The 20,106-nt window shown below is 69.7% G+C and carries 16 protein-coding genes; 4 read left to right on the top strand and 12 right to left on the bottom strand.

What is annotated here, in order from left to right:
* Nucleotides 1-5: 5 nt before the first annotated feature.
* Together OHB49_RS33230 and OHB49_RS33225 are read left to right on the top strand one after the other, a co-directional pair.
* The gene (locus tag OHB49_RS33230) at nt 6-1,616 is read left to right on the top strand and encodes a glycerol-3-phosphate dehydrogenase/oxidase (protein WP_030968457.1); all 1,611 of its coding nucleotides are present in this window, start codon (nt 6-8) and stop codon (nt 1,614-1,616) included.
* Nucleotides 1,617-1,979: 363 nt separating this feature from the next.
* Nucleotides 1,980-2,651 (top strand): FadR/GntR family transcriptional regulator, encoded by a 672-nt coding sequence (locus tag OHB49_RS33225; protein WP_030968455.1) that lies wholly within the window; start codon nt 1,980-1,982, stop codon nt 2,649-2,651.
* Nucleotides 2,652-2,792: 141 nt separating this feature from the next.
* Here OHB49_RS33225 and OHB49_RS33220 read toward each other — a convergent pair whose 3' ends face one another.
* From OHB49_RS33220 to OHB49_RS33200, 5 genes are all read right to left on the bottom strand, one after another.
* On the bottom strand, nt 2,793-3,845 hold the full coding sequence (locus tag OHB49_RS33220; RefSeq protein ID WP_327423923.1) for an ABC transporter permease: 1,053 nt from the start codon (nt 3,843-3,845) through the stop codon (nt 2,793-2,795).
* Nucleotides 3,842-5,362: a sugar ABC transporter ATP-binding protein gene (locus OHB49_RS33215; protein WP_329164647.1), complete on the bottom strand. Its 1,521-nt coding sequence runs from the start codon at nt 5,360-5,362 to the stop codon at nt 3,842-3,844. The genes OHB49_RS33220 and OHB49_RS33215 overlap by 4 nt, the downstream gene beginning before the upstream one ends.
* Nucleotides 5,363-5,364: 2 nt before the next feature.
* The gene (locus OHB49_RS33210) at nt 5,365-6,405 is read right to left on the bottom strand and encodes a sugar ABC transporter substrate-binding protein (RefSeq protein WP_329164645.1); all 1,041 of its coding nucleotides are present in this window, start codon (nt 6,403-6,405) and stop codon (nt 5,365-5,367) included.
* Nucleotides 6,406-6,490: 85 nt separating this feature from the next.
* Nucleotides 6,491-7,270 (bottom strand): SDR family NAD(P)-dependent oxidoreductase, encoded by a 780-nt coding sequence (locus OHB49_RS33205; protein ID WP_313936463.1) that lies wholly within the window; start codon nt 7,268-7,270, stop codon nt 6,491-6,493.
* The gene (locus tag OHB49_RS33200; RefSeq protein WP_329164643.1) at nt 7,267-8,613 is read right to left on the bottom strand and encodes an L-fuconate dehydratase; all 1,347 of its coding nucleotides are present in this window, start codon (nt 8,611-8,613) and stop codon (nt 7,267-7,269) included. The genes OHB49_RS33205 and OHB49_RS33200 overlap by 4 nt, the downstream gene beginning before the upstream one ends.
* Before the next feature lie 256 nt (nt 8,614-8,869).
* On the opposite strand from OHB49_RS33200, the gene OHB49_RS33195 reads away from it, so the two are divergent.
* Nucleotides 8,870-9,931 (top strand): PAC2 family protein, encoded by a 1,062-nt coding sequence (locus tag OHB49_RS33195; protein ID WP_329164642.1) that lies wholly within the window; start codon nt 8,870-8,872, stop codon nt 9,929-9,931.
* Between the two features lie 70 nt (nt 9,932-10,001).
* Here the strand turns inward: OHB49_RS33195 and OHB49_RS33190 are convergent, their stop codons facing one another.
* The 5 genes from OHB49_RS33190 to OHB49_RS33170 form a co-directional block, all read right to left on the bottom strand.
* Entirely contained in the window at nt 10,002-13,049 is a 3,048-nt protein-coding gene (locus OHB49_RS33190) for an NPCBM/NEW2 domain-containing protein (protein WP_329164641.1), read from the bottom strand.
* A gap of 117 nt (nt 13,050-13,166) precedes the next feature.
* On the bottom strand, nt 13,167-14,396 hold the full coding sequence (mshC, locus tag OHB49_RS33185; protein ID WP_030968441.1) for a cysteine--1-D-myo-inosityl 2-amino-2-deoxy-alpha-D-glucopyranoside ligase: 1,230 nt from the start codon (nt 14,394-14,396) through the stop codon (nt 13,167-13,169).
* A 323-nt stretch (nt 14,397-14,719) separates the two neighbouring features.
* Nucleotides 14,720-15,565, bottom strand: coding sequence for an SCO1664 family protein (locus OHB49_RS33180; protein ID WP_329164639.1), 846 nt, complete (start codon nt 15,563-15,565; stop codon nt 14,720-14,722).
* Nucleotides 15,529-16,119 carry a DUF3090 domain-containing protein gene (locus OHB49_RS33175; RefSeq protein ID WP_030918365.1) on the bottom strand — a complete coding sequence of 197 codons (591 nt, stop codon included), beginning with the start codon at nt 16,117-16,119 and terminating at the stop codon, nt 15,529-15,531. The genes OHB49_RS33180 and OHB49_RS33175 overlap by 37 nt, the downstream gene beginning before the upstream one ends.
* Nucleotides 16,120-16,226: 107 nt before the next feature.
* A complete protein-coding gene (locus OHB49_RS33170; RefSeq protein ID WP_030968437.1) occupies nt 16,227-16,925 on the bottom strand; it encodes a histidine phosphatase family protein in 699 nt (232 codons plus the stop codon).
* Between the two features lie 59 nt (nt 16,926-16,984).
* Between OHB49_RS33170 and corA the strand changes: the two genes are divergently transcribed.
* Nucleotides 16,985-17,980, top strand: a complete 996-nt coding sequence (corA, locus tag OHB49_RS33165; protein ID WP_329164637.1) for a magnesium/cobalt transporter CorA — start codon at nt 16,985-16,987, stop codon at nt 17,978-17,980.
* 47 nt (nt 17,981-18,027) lie between these two features.
* On the opposite strand, the gene OHB49_RS33160 is transcribed toward corA, so the two are convergent.
* Entirely contained in the window at nt 18,028-18,816 is a 789-nt protein-coding gene (locus OHB49_RS33160) for a ferritin-like domain-containing protein (protein WP_329164636.1), read from the bottom strand.
* Between the two features lie 190 nt (nt 18,817-19,006).
* Complete coding sequence (locus OHB49_RS33155; RefSeq protein WP_313936472.1) at nt 19,007-20,059, bottom strand: LLM class F420-dependent oxidoreductase; 1,053 nt, start codon at nt 20,057-20,059, stop codon at nt 19,007-19,009.
* Between the last annotated feature and the right edge of the window lie 47 nt (nt 20,060-20,106).

Genomic DNA, 20,106 nt, shown 5'->3' with positions numbered 1-20,106 from the left:
TCGACATGACCACCCTGCAGAGCGTCCCGGCCCTCGGGACGCACCCGGCCTCCGGCTCCCTTCCGAGCCGCGCCGAGACTCGGGAGCAGCTCTCCAAGGCGACGTACGACCTCCTGGTGATCGGTGGCGGCATCCTGGGCATCTCCACCGCCTGGCACGCCGCGCAGTCCGGGCTGCGGGTGGCTCTGGTGGACGCCGGCGACTTCGCCGGCGCCACCTCCTCCGCCTCCTCCAAGCTGCTGCACGGCGGCCTGCGCTACCTGCAGACCGGCGCGGTGAAGCTGGTCGCGGAGAACCACTTCGAGCGACGTGCGGTGTCCCGTCAGGTGGCCCCGCACCTGGCCAACCCGCTCACCTTCTACCTGCCCGTCTACAAGGGCGGGCCGCACGGCGCGGCCAAGCTGGGCGCGGGTGTGTTCGCGTACTCGGCGCTGTCCGCGTTCGGTGACGGCGTCGGCCATGTGATCAGCCCGGCGAAGGCGCAGCGCGATGTGCCCGAGCTGCGTACGGACAATCTGAAGGCCGTCGCGGTGTACGGCGACGACCAGATGAACGACGCCCGGATGGCACTGATGACGGTCCGTGCGGCCGTCGACGCGGGCGCGGTCGTCCTCAACCACGCCGCGGTGACCGGGCTGCGGTTCACCAAGGGCCGGGTGACGGGCGCCGACCTGGAGGACCGTACGGACGGCACGGAGTTCGGCGTCACCGCCCGGCTCGTGCTGAACGCCACCGGACCGTGGGTCGACCACCTGCGGAAGATGGAGGACCCGAACGCGGCGCCTTCGATACGGCTGTCCAAGGGCGCGCACCTCGTCCTGAAGCGCACCCGCCCCTGGAAGGCAGCGCTCGCCACCCCGATCGACAAGTACCGGATCACGTTCGCCCTGCCCTGGGAGGACATGCTGCTGCTCGGCACGACGGACGAGGAGTACGAGGGCGATCCGGCGGACGTCGCGGTCAACGAGAAGGACACCGCGCAGATCCTGGACGAGGCGGCGTTCTCGATCAAGGACCAGCAGCTGTCGCGCGATCTGATCACGTACTCCTTCGCAGGCCTGCGGGTGCTGCCGGGCGGCCCCGGCGACACCTCCAAGGCCAAGCGCGAGACGGTCGTGACGGAGGGCCGCGGCGGGATGCTGTCCGTCGCGGGCGGCAAGTGGACGACGTTCCGTCACATCGGCCGTACGGTGATGAACAAGCTGGCCGCGCTCCCCGGGCACCCGCTGGCCGAGGACATGGAGCCGATGGCCCGTCTGCCGAAGAAACTCCCGCTGCCCGGTATCGCCAACCCGAACGCGGTCGCGCACCGGCTGCTGATCGACGGCGGCACACCCGGACCGCGGATGGCCGCCGACACCGCGCGGCACCTCGCCACCCACTACGGCTCGCTCTCCTTCGACATCGCGCGGCTGGCGAACGACAACCCGGCGCTGGCCGAGCGCATCCACCCGGACGCGCCGGAGATCTGGGCGCAGGTCGCGTACGCGCGCGACCACGAGTGGGCCGAGACGGCCGACGACGTGCTGCGCCGCCGGACGACGCTGACGATCCGCGGCCTGGCCACGGACGAGATCCGGACCAAGGTCGAGGGCCTGCTGGCCGACAAGGGCTGAGGCAGGCCGACGTGTACGCGGACGGGGGCGGCTTCCACGGGGGGAGCCGCCCCCGTCCGCATGCCGACGTGCACCCATGCCCGCTGCCCTGGAGCGGCCGGTGTACGTGCCGCCATACGCGCGCGATGTGACGCGGGGGGCAGCGGAAGCCATGAAGTTCTCGGTGCTCTGACCCTGGCACGGTTCACGGAGGAGATCGCCCCGGTGGTACGGCGCGAGGCGCCGTCGACGCTCCGGGACCGAGCGATCGGTCACCAGCTACGGCAGACCCGGTTCATCCACCTGTTTCGACCCCCATAATGGAGGGAGACATCGGATGTCTTCTTCCGAGGTCTGATCCCGCCCGAATCCAGGAGGACCGTCATGGCTGTCACCGACGAGGCGATCGAGAAGATCAAGGGAATGATCGTCTCGGGTGCCCTACGGCCCGGCGACCGTCTGCCCAAGGAGAGCGAACTCGCGGCGGAGCTCGGGCTGTCCCGCAACTCGCTGCGCGAGGCGGTCCGCGCCCTGTCCCTGATCCGTATTCTCGATGTCCGGCAGGGCGACGGTACGTACGTCACCAGCCTCGACCCGCAGCTGCTGCTGGAGGCGCTGAGCTTCGTCGTGGACTTCCACCGCGACGACACGGTGCTCGAGTTCCTGGCAGTCCGCCGGATCCTGGAGCCGGCTGCGACGGGGATGGCCGCGGCCCGGATCACCGAGGCCCAACTCGACGTACTGAGCTCTCAGTTGGACGCACTCGGCGCGCAGCCCTCGGTGGAGGAGCTGGTCGCCTGCGATCTGGAGTTCCATCGCGGCATCGTGCAGTCGTCCGGGAACTCGGTGCTCTGCTCCCTGCTCGACGGTCTCTCCGGGCCGACGACGCGGGCCCGCGTCTGGCGCGGCCTGACCCAGGAGGACGCGGTCAGCCGCACGCTGCACGAGCACCGGGCGATCCTGTCGGCGCTGCGGGACCGGGACGCGGAGGCTGCGCGGGCATGGGCGACGGTACATGTGGCGAGTGTGGAGCAGTGGCTGCGGTCGACGCTTTAGCGGCGCGTGCAGCGGGAAGGGGCGGATAGGGATGTTTTTCCCCTACCCGCCCCTTCCCGTATCCGGGGCTCCGCCCCGCGCCCCGTGCCTCAAACGCCGACGGGGCCGGATGTGCCCCGTCCGGCGTTTGCGAATCGGCCCTCAGTCCTGTTCCTCGCGGCTCGCGTAGCGCGAGGCGGCCAGGGCGATGATGATGATGGCGCCGTTGAGGAACTTCTCCCACTGGCCCGGAACACCGGCCAGGGTCATCACATTGACGACCAGCCGAAGGGTGAGCACGCCGGTGAGCGCGCCGAATATCGTGCCTCGACCGCCCTTCAGGCCGATTCCGCCGATCACGGCGGCCGCCATGACGTCGAAGATCATGTCCTTACCCTGTGAGGCCCCCACCGATCCGTAGTGGCCGGTGTAGAGAATGCCGGCGAAGGCCGCGAGCAGCCCGCCGATGGCCAGCACGATCCAGGTGATCCGGTCGACTCGGATACCGGCTGCCCGCGCCGCCTCCGGGTTGCCGCCGATCGCGTAGAGCGAACGCCCGTGCCGCGTCCAGGCCAGCGCCGCGCCTCCGACGGCGAACAGCGCCAGGCAGATCCAGACGGCTGCCGGAGCACCGAGCCAGGCGGCCTTGCCCAGGTAGCTGAAGGAAGCCGGGACGTCGATGATCGACTTGCCCTCGGTGATGCCGATGTGGAGACCGCGCAGCATCATCAGCATGCCGAGCGTCGCGATGAAGCCGTTGACCCGCAGCTTCAGCATCAGAAAGCCGTTGAAGGCACCGATCGCGACTCCGGCCAGCAGACAGAGTGGGATCGCCGTCCAGGCGGGCATCACTCCCAGGCCTGCGAATCGATCGCCCCCCGCCGGCAGAACCAGCCACAGCGCGATGACCGGCGCGATACCGATCGTCGACTCCAGCGACAGGTCCATCCGCCCGCAGATCAGGATGAAGGCCTGGGCGAGCACCAGCAGGCTGAGCTCGGAGGACTGCTGGACAACGTTGATCAGGTTCTCGGAGGACAGGAACACCGGCGAGACGATGAACCCGATCACCATCAGCACCAGGATCACCGGCACCAGGGAGAAATCGCTCCACCGGATCAGCTTCAGCCGGTTCAGCGGGCTGTCGCCCGCGAGCGGACCCTTCAGCGCGCTCTCGATGTCTTCGGCCGCCGGGGGCCGTACCGTGCCGGTCATTCCCTTTCCCCCACACCTTCCATGGCGGCGACGAGTTCTCCGTCGGTCCACCCGCTTGCGAATGTAGCGACCACACGTCCGTGGAACAGGGCGAGTACGCGGTCGCAGACCCGTAGATCGTCCAGCTCGTCGGAGATGATCACTGCGGCGTTCCCCTGGTCGGCGACCTGCCGTACGACCCCGAGGAGCGAGTCCTTGGACTTGACGTCCACGCCCGCGGTGGGCCGGACCGCCACCAGCACACTGGGCTTGCGGGCCAACGCGCGGGCGACCACCACCTTCTGCTGATTGCCGCCGGAGAGCCCGGAGACGGGCTGCTCCGGCCCCTGGGTCTTGATGTCCAGCGAGTCGATCATGGTTCGGGCGAACTCCCTGGTACGGGAGGGCAGTACGGTCCCCCACGGTCCGAGCTGGTCGGTGACCGTGAGCGTGGCGTTCTCGGCGACGCTGCGCCCGAGGACGAGGCCCTGGTCGTGCCGGTCCTCGGGGATGTAGCCGATCCCGGCATCCAGCGCGTGCGGCACGCTTCCCGAGCGCACGGCCGCACCGTGCACCCGGACCGTGCCGCCGCCCGCCTTGCGCATGCCCGACAGCACCTCGCCCAGTGCGGTGTTGCCGCTGGCGGCGGAACCGGCCAAGCCGAGCACCTCACCGGGGCGCACCTGGAGGTCCACCGGTTCGAACCAGCCCTCCAGGGTGAGCCCTTGGGTGCTCAGAACGGGTTGGGCCGACGCGGCGGGCGGCGTGGCGGTGCCGGTCGCGTGCCAGGCGACGGCGCCGCCGGACTTCTCACCCGTCATCGCCGACACCAGTTCGTCCTTCGCGACGTCGGCGACCGGGGCGGTCAGGACGTGGCGGGCGTCGCGGTAGACGGTGACCGTCGTGCACAGTTCGTACACCTCCTGCAGATGGTGGGAGATGAAGAGGAACGCCACTCCCTGGCTCTGCAGTTCCCGGAGCTTGTCGAAGAGCCGCCCGATGCCCCGGGCGTCGAGCTGGGCGGTCGGCTCGTCGAGGATGATCAGCCGCGCGCCGAAGGACAACGCGCGGGCGATCTCGACGAACTGCCGCTGCTCGACGGCGAGATCGCGCGCCCGGGTGTTCGGGTCGACCTGGACGCCGTAGTCGGCGAGGAGCTGCTCCGCGCGCTTGCGCAGCCGCCCCCAGCTGATCCAGCGGGCGTTGTCGTCGAACCGGTTGAGGAAGAGGTTCTCGGCGACGGTCAGGTCGGGGACGACCATGGACTTCTGGTAGACGCAGGCGACCTTCGACTGCCAGGCCGTGGTGTCCCCGAAGGCGGGCGCGGGCTCCCCGCCGAACGTGACCGTGCCGGCGTCCGCCTTGTGGAGTCCGGTCAGGACGCTGACCAGCGTCGACTTGCCCGCACCGTTGCGGCCGACGAGGGCGTGCGACTCACCGGGCTGCACGGTGAGCTTCACCCCGTCGAGCGCAACGGTCGGTCCGAAGCGTTTGACAACGCCTTCCGCCTGTACGGCGGGGGGTGGTGCCTGGTCCATGACTAGCTCTTCTTCTCCAGCTGGTTGGCCCACAGCTTCGGGTCGTCGACGTTGTCCTTGGTCACCAGGGGCGCGGGGAGCTGGTCCTCGAAACCATTGGGAATCTTGATGATGTTCGAGTCGTGGTCGGTCGGACCTTCCTTGAAGGTCTTGCCGTCCAGGGCCGCCTTGGCGTAGTACAGGGCGTACTTCGCGTAGAGGTCGGCCGGCTGGGAGATCGTCGCGTCGATCTTCCCGGCCTTGATGGCGTCGAACTCCTCCGGGATGCCGTCGTTGGAGATGATCGTGATGTGGCCCGGCGAACCGGCCGGCTTCAGCAGTTTCTTCTGCTCCAGGAGCGCGAGAGTCGGCTGCAGGAAGACCCCGCCGGCCTGCATGTAGATGCCGTTGATGTCGGGGTGTGCGGCGAGCGTCGACTGGAGTTTGGCGGACGCCACGTCGCCCTTCCAGTCGGTGGCCAGCTCGAAGACCTTGATGCCCGGGTAGTCCTTGTCCATGCAGGCCTTGAAGGCCTGGGACCGGTCGCGGCCGTTGATCGAGGACAGGTCGCCCTGGAACTCGACGACCTTGCCCTTGCCCTTCAGCTGCTCGCCGAGGTACTTGCAGGCGTTGGTGCCGTACGCCTTGTTGTCGGCGCGCACCACCATGTAGACGTTGCCCTTGTCGGGGCGGGTGTCGACGCTGACGACCGGGATCTTCTTGTCGTTCAGCGTGTTCAGCGACTCGGCGATGGCGCCGGTGTCCTGCGGGGCCATCACCACGGCCTTGGCGCCCTGGTCGGTGAAGGTCTGGACGTTGGCGACGAGCTTGCCTATGTCGTTCTGGGAGTTGGTCAGGGGCAGTGCTTTGACGTCGCCCGCCTTCACGCCCTTCTCGATGTAGCTCTGGTACGAGTTCCAGAAGTCGCTGTCGCTGCGCGGCAGGTCGATCCCGACCTTCCCGGCGCCGGCGCCGTCGTCGGTGGACTCGCGGTTGCAGCCCGCGAGGGCAGTGACGGCCAGTAGTACGGCGCAGGCTGCCGCACTTGTCGTACGCACTCTCATTGGTGTCCCGTCCTTTGTGGAGTACCGGCTCGGTGCTGGATTGGCAAAGACTGGTGCATGGGGCTCAAGGGGTGGTGGCGCGGGGTCAGTCGGCGGCGGGCCGAAGCCGCAGGCCCTGCATGCCGCCGTCGACGGCGAGTGCCGTGCCGGTGACGGAGGCTGCGGCCGGGCTCGCCAGGTAGACGATCGCGGCGGCCACCTCGTCGGCCGACACCAGCCGTCCCAGCGGCTGGCGGGCGTTGAGGGCGGCGCGCTCGGCTGCCGGGTCGTCGGCCTGACCCAGGAGCCGGCCGATCCACGGGGTGTCCGCGGTGCCGGGGTTGACACAGTTGACGCGAACTCCTTCGCGGACATGGTCGGCGGCCATGGCGAGGGTCAGCGACAGGACCGCGCCCTTGCTGGCGCTGTACAGGGCCCGCTGCGGCAGCCCGGCGGTCGCCGCGATGGAGCAGGTCTGGGTGATGGAGACGGAGCCGGGGCGGTCGGCGGCGGCGCGCCGCAGATGGGGCAGGGCGTGCCGGGCGGTGCGGACCATGCCGAGGACGTTGATGTCCAGGACGCGGGTCCACTCGTCGTCGTCGTTGTCCTCCACGGTGCCGATGGACCCGATGCCCGCGTTGGAGACCAGGGTGTGCAGACCACCCAGTTCGGCGGCGGCCCGGTCGACCGCGTCGCGTACGGCGTCGTCGTCGGTGACGTCCGCCTTGAGGGCCAGCGTGCCCGTGGGGGCACCGGCGGTCTCCCGGTCGAGTACGGCGACGTCCGCGCCGCGCTCCAGCAGCAGGGTCGCGACGGCGGCCCCGATACCGGAGGCGCCGCCCGTCACCAGGGCGGACATCCCGTCGAAGTCCCTTGTACCGGTCATCGGTCGGCCTCCTCAGGCGTGTGGCGGGCCTGCCATACGGGGCCCTCCGGGTAGCGGTGTGCGGTGATCGAGGCGGGGAGTATCCGGGCGGAGAAGCCCGGGGCGCGCGGGGCGACGTAACGCCCCGCTTCGATCACGGTCGGGTCGGCGAAGTGTTCGTGAAGATGGTCGACGTACTCGATCACGCGGTTCTCCCAGCTGCCGGAGACGGCCACATAGTCGAACATCGACAGGTGCTGCACCAGCTCGCACAGTCCGACGCCGCCCGCGTGCGGGCAGACCGGCACGCCGAACTTGGCGGCGAGCAGCAGGATCGCCAGGTTCTCGTTGACGCCCGCCACGCGCGCGGCGTCGATCTGGACGAAGTCGACCGCGCCGGCCTGGAGCAGCTGCTTGAACACGACGCGATTGGCTACGTGTTCACCGGTGGCGACCTTGATCGGCTGGCCGGCCCGTACGGCGGCGTGGCCGAGGATGTCGTCGGGGCTGGTCGGTTCCTCGATCCAGTGCGGGTCGTACGGCGCGAGAGCGGTCATCCACTCCACCGCGTCGGCGACGTCCCACCGTTGGTTGGCGTCGACGGCGATCCTGATGTCAGGTCCGACGGCCTCGCGGGCCAAGGCGAGTCTGCGGATGTCGTCGCCGAGGTCCCCGCCGACCTTCAGCTTGATCTGGGTGAAGCCGTCGGCGACGGCCTCCTTCGCAAGCCGGACCAGCTTGTCGTCGGAGTAGCCGAGCCAGCCGGGCGAGGTGGTGTACGCGGGGTAGCCCTCGGCGCGCAGCCGTTCCGCGCGCTCGGTGCGGCCCGGTTCGGCGGCTTGCAGGATTTCGAGGGCCTCGTCGGGGGTGAGGACGTCGGTGAGGTAGCGGAAGTCGACGAGGGAGACGAGCTCCTGCGGCGTCATCTCGGAGAGGAACTGCCAGACGGGTCGGCCCGCCTGCTTGGCGGCCAGGTCCCAGGCTGCGTTGACGACCGCCCCGGCCGCCATGTGCATCACGCCCTTCTCGGGGCCGAGCCAGCGCAGTTGCGAGTCATGCGTGAGCTCGCGGTACAGCGCGCCGAGATCGGCCGCGGTACGGGGGGCCGGGCGACCGATCACGTACGGGCGCATCGCTTCGATGGCGGCTGCCATGACCTCGTTGCCGCGGCCGATGGTGAAGCAGAAGCCATGGCCCTCCATGACGGTTCCGTCCGCTTCCGGGTCGAGCGAGGTATCGGTACGCAGGACGACATAGGCGGCGGAGTAGTCGGGATCGGGGTTCATGGCGTCCGAGCCGTCCAGTTGCTCCGAGGTGGGAAAGCGGATGTCGTGGACCTCGAAGTCCGTGACGGTCTGACTCATGTGCGCCCCCAGGGGAATAACATCGGACCTCTGTTTCGGTCATCCGATGTATAGCGGTGCGACAGCCCCAACGTCCAGAGTTGAGACGAAATCCCCGGGACACAGCTCGGATGAATGTGGAGACAGATGCCCTGGTTGGACCGGTGATGCACCTCGTGGGGCCGGGTTCACCCGGTCGTGCACAGGGGCTGCGGCGGGAGAGGCCGGAAGCCGTAAGGTTGGTGCGTACGCAAGGGAACTTCGGAAGGAGGCCTGGGTGATCGAGCTCGAGGGGGTTCCCGAGCTGATCGACCCGGTCATGGTGGCCGCGTTCGAGGGATGGAACGACGCAGGTGACGCCGCTTCCACAGCGGTCGCACACCTGGACCGGGAATGGAAGGGCGAGGTGTTCGCGGCGCTCGACGCCGAGGACTACTACGACTTCCAGGTCAACCGGCCGACGGTGTGGCTGGACGGCGGGGTACGCAAGATCACCTGGCCGACCACGCGGCTCTCGGTGGTCCGCGTCGGTGGGGACAAACCCCGCGATCTCGTCCTGGTCCGCGGTATCGAGCCGTCGATGCGCTGGCGCTCGTTCTGCAACGAGCTCCTGGGCTTCGCCCATGAGCTGGGCGTGGAGATGGTGGTGGTTCTGGGCGCACTGCTCGGCGACACCCCGCACACCCGCCCCGTGCCGGTCAGTGGGGTCACCTCCGATCCGGACCTGGCGCGGACCATGGACCTGGAGGAGACCCGGTACGAGGGCCCGACGGGCATCGTCGGCATCCTCCAGGAGGCCTGCACGCATGCCGGTGTGCCCGCGGTGAGCCTGTGGGCGGCGGTGCCGCACTATGTGTCGCAACCGCCGAACCCGAAGGCAACCATGGCGCTGCTGAACCGCCTGGAGGACCTGATCGGGCTGCGCATCCCGCTGGGCGAACTGCCCGAGGACGCGCGTGCCTGGCAGCTCGGGGTCGACCAACTGGCCGCCGAGGACAGTGAAGTGGCCGAGTATGTGCAGACGCTGGAGGAGGCCAGGGACACCGCGGAGCTCCCCGAGGCGTCGGGCGAGGCCATCGCCCGGGAGTTCGAGCGGTATCTGCGGCGCCGGGACATCGCGCCCGGCCAGGCGCCCGGCGGGCATGCCACCGAGAGCGGCGACGCATCGTACCTGCGCGACACGTCGAGCGGACGGACCAGGCCGCCGAAGCCGCCGAAACCGGAGCCGGGACCGCCGCAGGGAGCCACGGGCGAGTCCGCCCCGGACAGGCCCTCCGACGACGACACCGGTTCCGGTCCCGAGGACTCATCCGGTTCGCCGGATTCATCGGAGGACTGAGGAGCGGCACGGCAGTCCGTCGTGACCGGTCGAGCGCCGGGCGGGTGGGACCCGCCCGGCGCTCCTCCTGTCAGGAACAGCTGAACCGCGCCGCGGCCCAGTCCCCGTGGTCACCGGTCTTGGAACCGTTGGTGTCGGTGACCTTCAGGTGCACATGGCGCGCACCGGCGACGTCCACCTCGACCGGCACGGTCGCCGACGCCCCGGTCACCTTCGGCGACGTCCACAGCACCTTGCCGTCCGCCTCGACGGAGAAGGCCACTTCGCCGTAACCGTTGATCTCGTCGTCGATCCCCGCGTCGGCGGTGAACGTGGTGCAGCGCCCGCCGAGATAGACCTCGATGTCGGAGTCGGCGTGAGAACCGATCCCCTTCTCGTACGTCTTCCCGGCCAGGGTGAGGGTGTGCCCGTCGGTCGCACCCGATTCGCCGTTGCTGCGGTCACGCTCGGCCGGCCCGTAGCCGTTGGTCGACTTCAGCCAGACCAGATCGCTCGCCCAGGCGTCGGCGGTCGGGGGCTGGGGCATCACCCCGGCCGCGAACCGCTGGACGGTGGTACGGAGTTCACCCGATGCCCGGTAACGGGCGACCGCGGTGATCCGGGCCTCCCCGGCCACGGCGTCCATCGCCGGAGTGACCGCCAGCTCGACCCGCCGGGTGGTGCCCGCCGGGATCCGGTCCACGGTCTTCGCCGGGGTGACCTGCCACCCCTCGGGGACGTCCAGGGTGACCGCTGCGTTCGTCACATCGGCGCTGCCCGCGGTGACATCGACGGCCACGGTGCCTTCGACTCCCGCCCCGACCTCCTGCGCGTCCGGCGCGGAGACGACGGCCGTGGTGGACGCCTTCCTGCCGCCGACGGCGCTGGTGCCCTCCAGCTTCAGGCTGAACTTCCGGTCTGTGCTCAGCGGGGCGGTCTTGATCTTCACCACACCACCGCGGTCGTCCTGGTCGTACCACCAGCCCTGCTTCGCGGTCCGGTACGCGGCCGCGGAGCCGAGCCGGGGCAGTGTGCCGTTCAGCTTGACGGCCCTCGGTGCCGACCCGGTGTGCACGCTGAACTCGTACGGTCGCCTGCGCTGCTTGCCGGTGAAGTCCCCCTTGCTCTCACCGATGTTCACGGTGATGTCGCCCGCGCCCCGGATGGGTGCGTCGACGTCCGCCCGCTGGGTCGCGTACTTGCCGTCGCGGTGCCGGCGGGTGACGCCGTCGTCCTCGTACAGCGTGAAGGACGACCTGCCCTGCGGGTAGATGTCCCAGGCCAGCGGGGAGTCGCTCGTGCGGTCCTGGTACGAGCGGATGCCCGGCCACATCGGCACGCTGGCACCGGCCTTCACGAAGAGCGGGAGGGTGTCGAGCGGCGCACTGTAGTGGTCGACGGTGGTCGGCCCCTCGTACGTCCGGCCGCTCCAGTAGTCGATCCAGGTGCCCTTCGGCAGATAGATCCCGTCGCGTCGGGTGCTGTCCTGGTAGACGGGTGCGACGAGGAAGTCCTCGCCGGACATGAACTCGTACTTCGCCGCGTCCGTCGCCGCCTTGGGGTCGTCCGGGTATTCGAGGACGAGCGGGCGGACCATGCCGACGCCGGTCTTGGTCGCCTCGTGTGCGTACGAGTACTGGTACGGCAGCAGCGACTCCTTGAGCTTGAGGTAGTCCCGGTTGATGGTGGTGTACGGCTCGCCGTACCGGTAGGGCTGCTTGTCGCTGGCCGCCCAGCCGTCCATGGTCATCGTGGTGCCGAGGAACATCTTCCACTGCAGGTCACGGGTGTACGTCTTGGCGCTGCCGCCGAAGATCCCGTCCACGTCGCCGGTGGTGTAGGCGAGGCCGGACATCGTGGCGCCCGCGTAGGTCGGGATCTGCCAGCGGATGTAGTCCCAGGTGCCGTACTGGTCACCGGACCACTGGACGCCGCAGCGCTGCGCCCCCGACCAGCTCTCGGGAGCGTACGTGAAGCCGCGGGCGTCGCTGTTGTCCTCGATGCCCTTGTACGCGTCCTTGCAGCCGTCGAGAGCGAACTTGTAGCCCGAGCCGACCCACGCGACGTCGAGCTTGGCCACCCGCTGACCGGCCTTGACCTGGTCGGCGATCTTGTCGATGCCGTCCTCGGTCCACAGCCCGAGCTGCATGCCGCGGTCCTGGAGGCCCTTGGAGGTCTCGGCGAGGTCCTCGTATCCGCAGCCGTAGCCGTCGTTGACGAGCATCCAGCCGTTCGGCATGTCGTGCTCGACGTAACCGTCGGCGACCTTCAGGGCGTCCAGGGTGCGGCGCTCGCCGCGGTTGGCGTTGTGCAGATAGCAGTCGGCGTCGCCGATCTCCATTCCGTACACGGGCGGCAGGAAGGGCTTGCCGGTGAGCTTCGTGTACTGGCCGATGACGTCCTTGGCACCGTCGCCGGCGAAGTAGTAGGCGTCGAAGCGCTGTTCCTGCGCGCTGGTGGTCACCGGATCGGTGAACGCGTAGGTGTTGGGTGCGTACGTGTTACGGAAGACGCCGTATCCGGCCGAGGAGAGGTAGAACGGCACGGAGTTGGGGTGGCCCCCGTCGTCCCAGTTGTAGTCGACGCCGACCTCGACGGTCTGGCCGCGGTGCGAGGTGTTGCCGCGGCCGTTCTGCATCCCGGCGCCGTAGAACTGCTCGTCGGCGCCGCGGGCCAGGGTCTGGGTGGTCCGCTTCCCGTCCCAGCTCAGCCCCTTGGCTTCGGACCAGACGAGGCTGCCGTCGGCCCGCCGGAGTTCGAAGCGCAGCGGCGACTTGTAGGCGCGCAGGGTGATGCTGCCGGTGGAGAGTTCGTAGCGGTCGCTCCGCTCCTTCCACCGGGTGTGCGGCGGGGCGCCCTGAGGCAGGACTATGTCGTCGCCGGTCGGGTCGGCGAACGTACCGTCCGGGGCCAGTTCGATACGGAAGGTCTCGGCGGAGACGAAGCTGACACGGGCCTCGGCGGTGCCGGCTTCGAGGTGGTAGACGGGCCCGTCGGCAAGGAAGCCGGTGACATCACCGACCGTCGTGGCGTCGGGCTCGGCCGACTCGGCCTGTGCGCTGCCAGGCCCCGCGAAGACGGCGACCAGTCCCAGCAGAGCTGCAACTGCCGCCACTCTGATGCGCGTTGATGATTGCATAGAGCGCTTTTAGCGCAGTCTCGAGCATTTGACCATGGACAAAACAGGACCGGCCCCGAACTTCGTGGAGAAGTCCAAGGCCGGTCACCGGACGGAAACAGACGGGGTTACAACCTGTCAGAGCGCGACACCCAGTAGCGCGTCGACGGTACGCGAGACGAGACCGGGTGCACCCTCGTCCTTACCGCCCTCGGCGTTCTGGCGCTCGGCCCAGCGGTCCACGGCGGCCAGGGCGGCCGGGGCGTCCAGGTCGTCGGCGAGGGCCTCGCGGACCTCCTCGACCAGGGCGTCGGCGGACAGTCCGTCGGGCCGGGAGACGGCGGAACGCCACCGTCCGAGCCGCTCCACGGCGTCGGCGAGCACCTGATCGGTCCACTCCCAGTCCGACCGGTAGTGGTGCGAGAGGAGGGCCAGCCGGATCGCGGCCGGATCCACACCGTCCCGGCGCAGCGCCGACACGAAGACCAGGTTGCCCCGGGACTTCGACATCTTCTCGCCGTCCAGGGCCACCATCCCGGCGTGCACGTACGCCTTTGCGAACGGGTGCTCGCCGGTCAGCACCTGGGCGTGCGAGGCGCCCATCTCGTGGTGCGGGAAGGCGAGGTCGGACCCGCCTCCCTGGACGTCGAAGCCCATGCCGAGGTGGTCCAGGGCGATGGCCACGCACTCGATGTGCCAGCCGGGCCGGCCCGGGCCGAGCGAGGCCCCGTCCCAGCTCGGCTCGCCCTCGCGGGCGGCCATCCACAGCATCGGGTCGAGCGGGTTCTTCTTGCCCGGGCGCTCCGGGTCGCCGCCGCGCTCTGCGGACAGCAGCCGCATCGCCTCGGCGTCCAGGTTGGACACCTCGCCGAAGTGCGGGTCGGCCTCGACGGAGAAGTACACATCGCCGTCGAGCTCGTAGGCGGCGCCGGCGTCCCGGAGGCGTTCGACGAGCGGGACGATGCCCGGTATCGCCTCCACCGCGCCGATGTAGTGCTCCGGCGGAAGCATGCGCAGGGCGGTCATGTCCTCGCGGAAGAGGGCCGTCTCGCGTTCGGCGAGCTCGGTCCAGTCCTGACCGTCGCGCACGGCCCGCTCCAGCAGCGGATCGTCCACGTCGGTCACATTCTGGACATAGTGAACCTGCCGCTTGGTGTCGAGCCACACGCGCTGAACGAGGTCGAACGCGTTGTAGGTCGCCGCATGACCCATATGGGTCGCGTCGTACGGCGTGATGCCGCAGACGTAGATGCGGGCGACGGGACCGGGGTCAAGGGTGATCCGTCCGCCGGTCGCGGTGTCGTGGATCCGAAGGTCGCGGCCCTTGCCAGGCAGGGCGGGGACCTCAGAAGCGGGCCAGGCATGCATGTCATGAGCGTAACCGGACGTTGCTTCCGGATACGAACCGGATACGGGATCCTGGCCGGAGAGGCGGTCTTGCGCGTGCCGGGTGTGCTATGCCCGCGCCGCCCCTTCCCGGACCGGGGCACGGCCCCGGACCCCTGAAAGACGCCCCGACCGCCAATTCCAGCCAGTCCCATCCCAGCCCCTCCGGCGCTCGACTCGAGGAGTGGGGGCCGGGGCAGAGCCCCAAAGAACCCAGCGTGTCCGGCGCTTGAGGACCGGCGCGGTACGGGGCGGAGCCCCGGTTCCGGGGAGGGGCGGGCAGGGGAAGAACGACGTCTCGCCCGTCACACCGGCGGCCACGGTATGGACGGCCACCCCCCACTCGGCTCCGGGTGCCGCCCCGCCACCCGCAGCCCCTCCACCCTCCCGCGCAACGCATCGATCTCCACCGCAGTGATCAGCTCCGCCAGTCGAGTGACCAGCGCCGTCCCCGGCACGAGTTCCTCCGCCAACCGCCCCAGCGCCTCGACGGCCTCGGCCGTCAACGGCTCGCCCGCCCACCCCCACAGCAGCGTCCGCAGCTTGTCGTCCGCGTTGAATGTCACACCGTGGTCGATGCCGTACAGCCGGCCGCCGGGCGCGGGCAGCAGGTGGCCGCCCTTGCGGTCACCGTTGTTGATCACCGCGTCGAGCACCGCGAGCCTCCGCAGCCGCGGATCGTCCGCGTGCACCAGCAGGGCCGTCTTCCCCTCGCCCACCTCGGCGAGGGCGACGGCCTTCCACCCGTCCGCCGGCTCCTCGTCCTCGACGAGCGCCAGCAGCGGTGAGTCACCGTCCGCCGATTCCCCGGCAGGCGCCTCGACCCAGAGCTGGCACATGCCCTCCCCGTACGGTCCGTCCCTCAGCACGGTCGGCGGCACCAGCCCCCACCCCATCGCCTCGGAGATCTCGTACGCGGCCACCTCCCGCTGGGCGAGCGTGCCGTCGGGGAAGTCCCACAGCGGCTGTTCCCCGGCGACGGGCTTGTAGACGCAGGTCCGTTCCTCGCCCTCGTACGCGACCGTGCAGTAGAGCACCGCGTTGGATGCCCCCCCGACCTGACCGAGGACGGTGAGCTGCCCCTTGGTGAGCAGGTTGACCAGCTCGGCGTCCGTCAGGCTCCCCGGCGGTATCCGTTCTGGCGCGGGCATACATGTCCTTCCGGGTCGAGCGGCAGGCTGCACAGCGGGCACGGCGGGCGGCCTGCGTTGACGACGTCCAGGGCGCGCTTGGCGAACGCGCGGGCCTGCGCGCCGCTGAGCCGGACCCGGAGCATCGGCGGACCGTTCTCCTCGTCCTGCAGCATCCGCTCCTCGGCCTCCGCGAGATCGTCGTCGGAGTCCGCGTCCAGCTCGACCAGGGCCTGCGCCTCGACGATCATGCGCTGCTCCTCGCCGTCCCAGGCGAGTGCCATGGTGCCGACCCGGAACTCCTCCTCGACGGGCACGTCGAGCGGCGCGGTGTCGGTGACATCCATCGGTGCCACGGCGGGCACCGGGGAGTTCCCGCCGGTCCGCCGCACCACCTCGTCGAGGAGTTCGTCGATCCGTTCGGCGAGCGCGGCGACCTGGGTCTTCTCCAGGGCCACGCTGGTGACACGTCCGCCTGAGGAGGCCTGCAGGAAGAACGTACGACGTCCAGGCAGCCCGACCGTACCGGCCACGAAACGGTCCGGGGGGTCGTAGAGGAACACCTGACGGGACACGTCCTGTCTCCCTTGAGTATTGACGGCAAATGAGGGGCGGCCGGGGTCCGGGAAGTCGGTCCCCCGGAAAGGCGCCTACGGCGCGTCCACCCTACTGCGCGAAGCGATCACGGCGCCCCAGCGCCGCCCCCGACCGTCGCATCCGTATCCGCATCGGTGCCTGCACTCTGTTCGCGCGGCTCCAGCGAGGCGAAGTCCCCGGTGTCGCCGAGCCGCAGCAGGAAGGGCCGTAGCCGGGTGTACCGGATCGCGGTGACCGAGCAGGGTTCGGCCTGGATCCGCTGGAAGAGGTCGAGGTGCATCCCGAGTGCGTCGGCGACGAGGGACTTGATGATGTCGCCGTGCGAGCACATGACGTACACGGCTCCGTCGCCGTGCTCGGCCTCGATCCGGGCGTTCCAGTCCCGTACCGCGTCGACGGCACGTGCCTGCATGGCGCGCATCGACTCCCCGCCGGGGAACGCCGCGGCCGAGGGGTGCTGCTGCACGACGGCCATCAGCGGCTCGTCGGTGAGTTCCGCGAGCTTGCGTCCCGCCCAGTCGCCGTAGTCGCACTCGCTGATCCGCTCCTCGGTGTGCAGCGGCAGCCCGGGCCGGGCGTCGAGCAGCGGCTGCAGCGTCTCCCGGCACCGCTGCAGGGGGCTGGTGACGACGGCGGCGAGGGTCAGTGAGGCGAGTCGCCCGGGCAGCGCGGCGGCCTGCGCGGCGCCGCGCTCGTCGAGCGCGACACCGGGGGTCCGGCCCGCGAGCACCCCGGCCGTGTTGGCGGTGGAGCGTCCGTGGCGTACGAGGATCAGGGTCGGCATACGGGCCAGCGTAGGCCGACGTTCCCCGAAAGGTGCGCCGGGGCCCGGAGCAGGGAAGAATGCGCGCCGTGATTGTGGACTGTGCCATCTACCGGGACGGGCGTCGTACCGACGGACCCGCCGATTTCTCCGATGCCCTCGACGAGGCACGGGCCACCGGGGACGCTTTTCTCTGGATCGGGCTGCACGAGCCCACGGAGAAGGAGTTCGACCTCGTCAGCAGCGAGTTCGCGCTGCACCCGCTGGCCGTGGAGGACGCGCTGTGCGCGCACCAGCGGCCCAAGCTGGAGGTGTACGACGACTCCCTCTTCGTGGTCATCAAGCCTGTGGTGTACGAACCGGAAGGCGACACGGTCACCACCGACGAGCTGATGCTCTTCATAGGCGATTCGTTCGTCGTCACGGTCCGGCACGGGGAGAGTGCGCCGCTCGCCGAGGTACGCCGCCGGCTGGAGGCCGAACCGGAGGTGCTCAGGCACGGGCCGACCGCGGTGCTGTACGCGGTCAGCGACGCCGTCGTCGACCACTACATAGACGTGGCGGCCGAGCTCCAGGTCGACCTGGAGGAGCTGGAGGCCGAGGTGTTCGCACCGAACGGCAGCGGGGACACCAAGAACACCGCATCGCGCATCTACACCTTCAAGCGGCAGGTGCTGGAGTTCCGCCGGGCCACCGGCCCGCTGAGCGCGCCGATGGGCCGGCTGGCGGGCGCCAGCGTGCCGTTCGTCGACGAGCACTCGCAGCCGTTCTTCCGGGACGTGGGCGACCATCTGACCCGTGCCAACGAGCATGTGGAGGGGCTGGACCGGCTGCTCTCCGACATCCTGGCCGCACATCTGGCGCAGACGGGGCTGCGGCAGAACGACGACATGCGGAAGATCTCGGCCTGGGCGGCCATGGCTGCCGTTCCGACCATGGTGGCGGGGATCTACGGCATGAACTTCGACCACATGCCCGAGCTGCACTGGGTGTGGACGTATCCGACGGTGATCGTGCTGATGGGCTGTGCGGTCTTCGGCCTGTACCGCATGTTCAAGCGCCGCGGCTGGCTCTGAGGCGACGGCAGAACCCACGACGCAGCCGGAGGCCCGGACTGCGCGGCTCAGGCGTACTCCGGCGCCGGGACCGGCGGGCCGCCCAGCGCGTCGCGCCGCTCGGGCGGTGCCAGGCTGACCATGCGCCGCCAGCCGACGAGGCGTTCGTACGCGTAGATGCCGCGGATCGCGGCGGCCAGCACCGCCGCCTTGGCGCTGGGCCAGCCCAGGATGCGGCCCATGTGGTCCATCACGGCGAGGCTGACGTCGCGGTACACCCGGATCTCGGTGAGCGCGCACTGCCGCAGGATGCGCTGGATCGTGCGGCCGTGTCCGGACCGGGCGAGGCGGAGCAACTCCTCGTGACAGTAGGACAGATGGTTGTCCTCGTCGTTCGAGATCATCTTCACCGCGCGGCCCAGGTCCGGGTGGTCGGCGAAGTACCTGAGGAGCAGTGCCATCTGTTCGGAGGCGCGCTGCTCGGTGACTCTGCTGTGCGCGAGATACATGATGATGTCCTGCTCGGTGAGCGGTTCGTCGCGCTTCAACTGCTCGTGGGCGAGGCCGACGCCGTGCTGCTCCAGGAGCATCGTGTAGTCGGTCTCGTGCGGCACCTCGACCGGCCGAAGCCCGCGCCTCTTCAGCAGGGCGTTGAAGATCCGGCCGTGCTTGTCCTCGTCGGCGCCGTGCCGGGCGATCTTGGGGACCAGGGCGCGCTGGCTCTCGGGGGCGAGGGCCGCGATGCGGCCGTTCTCCCAGCCGCCCTGGGACTCTCCGCCGGCGGCGACGGAACAGAAGAGACGGAACGACTCGTCGTTGTCGAGGATCTCCTGGAACAGGTTCTTTGCCGAGAGCATCGCTGGCGCCTCCGTGCCGGTGACCGCAGAAGGAAAGTCAAATGCGGTACGGGGAGGTCGGCAACCGGAGTCCGGTTCGACAGGGCCGAACGGGCGGAGCGTAACCGATGACGGCGTGGCGCGTTGTGCTGCGTAACGGCCGTGGCGGGGAAGACCCCCGAGCCCCCACCACGGCCGTAGTGCTGTCCGCTCAGGCGGTCAGGCCGGACAGCTCCAGGGCGTCCGTACCGGCGCGCAGGGCGGCGAGCCGCTCGTCGAGTGTGAAGCCGGCCGGGGCGAGGGTCAGCGTGGTGACACCGGCGGCGGCGTAGGCCTGCATCCGCTCGGCGATCCGCTCGACCGAACCGAGCAGTGTGGTCTGGTCGATCAGCTGGTGCGGCACGGCGGCCGCGGCACCGTTCTTGTCGCCGGACAGGTACTTGTCCTGGATCTCGGCGGCTTCCTTCTCGTACCCCATGCGCTGGGCGAGCTGGTTGTAGAAGTTCTGCTTGCGGCTGCCCATGCCGCCGACGTACAGCGCGGTGTACGGGCGGAACATGTCGGCGAGCCCGTTGATGTCGTCACCGACGGCCAGCGGCAGCGTCGGGCAGACGTCGAAGCCCTCCATGGTCTTCCCTGCCTTCTCGCGGCCCGCCCGCAGGTGCTTCACGGCGGTGTCCTCGAGGTGTTCGGCGGACGGGAAGATCAGCAGCGCACCGTCGGCGATCTCGCCGGTCTGCTCCAGGTTCTTCGGGCCGATCGCGGCGATGTACAGCGGAATGTGCTCGCGCTGCGGGTGGACGGTCAGCTTGATGGGCTTGCCCGGGCCGTCCGGGAGCGGGAGCGTCCAGTGCTCGCCCTCGTACGAGAGCCGCTCGCGGGACATCGCCCGGCGGACGATCTCCACGTACTCACGGGTACGGGCCAGCGGCTTGTCGAACTTGACGCCGTACCAGCCCTCGGAGACCTGCGGTCCCGACACACCGAGGCCGAGGCGGAACCTGCCGCCGGAGAGCGAGTCGAGCGTGGCGGCGGTCATCGCCGTCATGGCCGGCTGGCGGGCCGGGATCTGCATGATGGCGGAGCCGACGTCGATGGACTCGGTCTGGGCCGCGACCCAGGTCAGTACGGTCGGGGCGTCGGAGCCGTACGCCTCGGCCGCCCAGCAGACGTCGTAGCCGAGCCGGTCGGCCTCCTGGGCGACGGCGAGGTTGTCGCCGTCCATTCCCGCGCCCCAGTAACCGAGATTGATGCCGAGCCGCATAGCCGCTCCCCTTACTGATCAGTAACGTCCCTGTGTCGGGGACTCTA

This window comes from Streptomyces sp. NBC_01717, from assembly GCF_036248255.1.
Classification (GTDB): Bacteria; Actinomycetota; Actinomycetes; order Streptomycetales; family Streptomycetaceae; genus Streptomyces.
Note: the sequence above shows the minus strand (reverse complement) of the source record. Positions and strands in the feature narration are given on the sequence as shown.